The organism is Streptococcus sp. GMD4S (assembly GCF_000296955.1).
Window position 1 is genome coordinate 1 of record NZ_AJRE01000110.1, and the last position, 3,802, is coordinate 3,802.

The 3,802-nt window shown below is 33.4% G+C and carries 3 protein-coding genes and 1 pseudogene; all 4 read right to left on the bottom strand.

Translation table 11 applies throughout. The features are described 5' to 3' along the window. On the bottom strand, window positions 1-706 hold a 706-nt coding region (locus tag GMD4S_RS07315), incomplete at its 3' end, for an ABC transporter ATP-binding protein (protein ID WP_000173368.1). Between the two features lie 382 nt (window positions 707-1,088). Continuing rightward, window positions 1,089-2,210 (bottom strand): AAA family ATPase, encoded by a 1,122-nt coding sequence (locus GMD4S_RS07320; protein ID WP_000156038.1) that lies wholly within the window; start codon window positions 2,208-2,210, stop codon window positions 1,089-1,091. Between the two features lie 3 nt (window positions 2,211-2,213). After that, a complete protein-coding gene (locus GMD4S_RS07325; RefSeq protein ID WP_000434511.1) occupies window positions 2,214-2,942 on the bottom strand; it encodes a hypothetical protein in 729 nt (242 codons plus the stop codon). A 10-nt stretch (window positions 2,943-2,952) separates the two neighbouring features. After that, window positions 2,953-3,802, bottom strand: a pseudogene (locus tag GMD4S_RS13515) (hypothetical protein); the annotation flags it as partial.

Consider the following 3,802-nt stretch of genomic DNA (forward strand, 5'->3'; position numbering starts at 1 on the left):
TCTGACGCTCTGTCTTGTCTCCACGGTAGATTTGGTTGTAAAGAATGCCGTCTTTGATAAAGAGAACGCGCTTGGCCCTGCTGGCTGCTGCCGTTGAGTGAGTTACCATGAGAATGGTTTGGCCACGTTCATTGATTTCATCAAATACATCCAGAAGTGCTGCAGATGACTTGGAGTCAAGGGCTCCTGTTGGCTCATCAGCAAGGAGAATTTCAGGTTCTGTGATGATGGCGCGTGCTACTGCTACCCGCTGCTTTTGACCGCCTGAGATCTCGTAAGGGTACTTCTCTTGCAATTGGTTGATACCTAGATTCTCAGCAGTCACCACCAATTTTTTCATCATCTCCGTAATAGGTTTTCGTGATAGAACTAACGGAAGCAAGATATTATCCTTAACAGACAAGGTATCTAGCAAGTTAAAGTCTTGGAAGACAAATCCCAACTTCTCACGACGGAAACTCGAAGCCTGTGAATTTTTAATAGTGGCTGTGTCGGTTCCGTTGAGGTAAACCTGCCCGCGAGTTGGTTTGTCCAGCATAGCTAGAATGTTGAGCAAGGTTGACTTTCCTGAACCAGACTCACCCATGATAGCAACGTAGTCACCCTTTTCTACGGTAAAGTGAATGTCCTTGAGAGCCTCAACTTGGTTGCCTTGGAAACGTGTTTTGTAGATTTTTTGAACGTGTTTTACATCTAAAAGTGTCATGATTTTCTCCTTCTTAATATCCCATCAATTGAAACTGTGCTTGCATCATAGCGCATCCTAGTTGAACACGCTCGATATCTTTTTGACTTGGTTTTCTTGTTTTCTTTTGTAAAATTCTTTTCATGGTTTTACTCCTTTGTTCTTTATGAGTCTAGTTTATCGCAAAAAAAGAGGTCTTGCCATAACCTAACCTTACAAAAGAGACTTTAATCTTACATTTTTGTAAGATTGAAAAAATCAAGCAATTTCGCTATCAATATTTTACCACAAAAGAAAGTCAAGAAGAAAACCCTTGCGGATACAAGGGTTAAGGTTCGATATTCAGTCTGCATCAATCAGTAAGAAATTTAGCTACGATTTGATGATGTATTCTCTCAATTAATTATATTTCTATATAAGCAGAACAGTTTTCTTCTAAAGAAAAATCGTCTTTTATCAACAAAGTTAAATCTTTTGAAGATACACTCTCACTTTTATCTATTCGAACAGCTTGATTCATTATTAAATCTTCATAAAGATTTCGAACGAAACGTCCGTTAGAAAAATTTGTGAGATTACTTTCTAACTTTTCATTAAAATAATTTAATAATATTTCTTTCAACTTGTCCTCAATCTGGTAGTCGTCTTTTCTTGCTAAAGTTTCAAGAATATCTAACAATTCCGTAGAAGAATAATTTTCAAAATTAATAAAATAATTAAAGCGAGATTTCAAACCAGGATTTGATTCAAAAAAATGATTCATTGGATCAGTATATCCTGCAACAATAACAATTAGATCATCTCTTGAATCCTCTAGAGCCTTTGTTAATTCCGTTAAACATTCTCGTCCATATGAATCCGTATTGTCATTTTCTGTAATACTATAAGCTTCATCTATGAATAAAACGCCACCTTTTGCTTTTTCGATAACATTTTTTACTTTCAAAGCGGTTTGACCTTGGTAACCAGCAATTAAATCCGTTCTAGAGACTTCAGTAAAATGCCCCTTTGAAAGAAGGCCTAACTGAAAATACATCCGACCTACAATTCTGGCCACTGTCGTCTTTCCAGTACCAGGATTCCCCATAAACGCCATATGTAAAGTTCTCTTTGGTACTTTTAGCCCAGACTCTTTTCTTTTGGACTGAACCTTTTGATATATAACTAACCTCGAAACTTCCTCTTTAACTTTTTGTAAACCAACTAATTGATTTAATTCCTTCATCAATTCATCCAGAGAAGAGTTGCTACGTTTTCCTAACTCCTGCCCTAGTATTTCATAAAGGGAAGAGTAACCTAAATAACAAGCTAAATTATCAGATAACTCTTTCAGCGTTGGACTTATCTTACTTTTTTTGTTCTCTTTTTGAAATAAATATATAGATTTATATAAATCGGCTACTTTATTTGTGTCAGAATGATCAATTATAATCTCATTCACTTTAGTGAGAAAAACCAATTCGTTACCCAGTTGTCGATCCAATTTTTTGGCACTCTCAATTAGTTTATCACGGGATATTGTCATAATCTACCTCAAAAACATAAAAAGTAAAGCAATAATTAACATTCCAATGGATACTCCGGATATGATAAAAACTGTAAGTAGTCGATTGGAAATAAGTTGAATTTGTTGTTTACTTTCTTCTAATTCTCTTCTAAGCTCCTCGAGTTCAGCAGTATGTGAAACAGGTTCTAAAGGGATTTTTGATGAGAATTGTTCTAATTTATCAATTCTTTCATCTAACGAAGATAGAATTCTTTTATGTTCCTCAATGGATTCTTTATGATTATTTTCATTTAATTTTTCTTTAAATTGCTTAAGTGCTAAGAGTGTAGAAGTCTGTTTCTCAATCGTTTTATCAATACGTGCTTGCTCTTTTAAAATTTTCTTATTGTTAAGCTCTATTGCAGCTACATTACAAATAATTGCTTGAATATGACCTTTATCAAGAGCTTCTAAAGCTTTATAAACTTGACCAAATTCTTCAATAAGTTTTTGTTGATTATCATAAAATTTTGAAATGTAATTTTGAGTTTGTTCAACTAAAGTATTAAACTCTTTACCAGTAACTCCATGCTCAACAAAATCAAGACCAAAACCAAAGAATTCTTCATGAGTCCTAACTGTATCAAAATACAAATCATCTCGACTCTGTTCAGCAAACTCTTTCAAATGCTCTTTCGCTTCATCGAAATCATGTTTGCTAATGTTTATTTCAATTGTTTCTTGTTCTTGCTCAAATACTTCTTGTTCCATATTTATCTCCCTAATCTAATAATTCTTGTAATAAATTATCAATCTCATCAAAGTCACTTTTATCGTCTCTTGTAGATTCTGCAAAAATATCTGATAGCTTTTCTTTCATTATTGAAGCAGCCATATCATGTCTTTCCTTAATAGTATTGATAACAGAATCTTTTTCTACTTGAAGCTTTATGCTCTTTACATCTAATAATTGATCTTGAATTACTAACATTTCATTATTTTGATCAATTTTCTTAGATTTTAGTTCGGAAATTTGTTTATTGACAATTTGCTGATCAATCATTTTTAATACAAAAGCACCTGTTATACCAGCGACAGTAGCCCCCATAAATGTTCCGATAATACTAGCCAATGAGCCTAGAATAGGTATTTCTACCGCAAGTGGAGGCGCAATGGCAATGAGAGATTTACCAATTATTTCTCCCAAAGCCAGTCCTCCTGTGACAACTATACCTGCAGTAATTACTTTCCCAAGTTCAAGAATAATAATATTAATATCTTTGGAACTATTTTCAGGATTATTCAAATAATCAATAGCATCTTTTAGAGATGACCAACCTTGTTTTATAAATGTCCAAATTTTTAAAAAAATTTCACCAACTGTTCCAAAAATAGATGTTACAAGCATTGTTAAGATAGATTGACCAACATTTAAAATATGCTTTGATAAATTTGAAACAAAAGAAGAAACAGCTTCTTTTAATTTCTCAAGGAATGAATTGAAATTCTTATGCTTTTCACTCAACCAAACTATAAATTTCTTGATAATTTCTTTTAAAAATTCTGATAAAAGTTGAAAAATTGCAGCCTTTAAAGCTTTTCCGGAAACTTTTAATGCTTCGTCGTGTCGT

What these genes read in the sequence shown, in the direction of transcription:
- GMD4S_RS07320 (WP_000156038.1), bottom strand. Translation starts at nt 2,210, where the DNA reads ATGACAATATCCCGTGATAAACTAATTGAGAGTGCCAAAAAATTGGAT.
- GMD4S_RS07325 (WP_000434511.1), bottom strand. Translation starts at nt 2,942, where the DNA reads ATGGAACAAGAAGTATTTGAGCAAGAACAAGAAACAATTGAAATAAAC.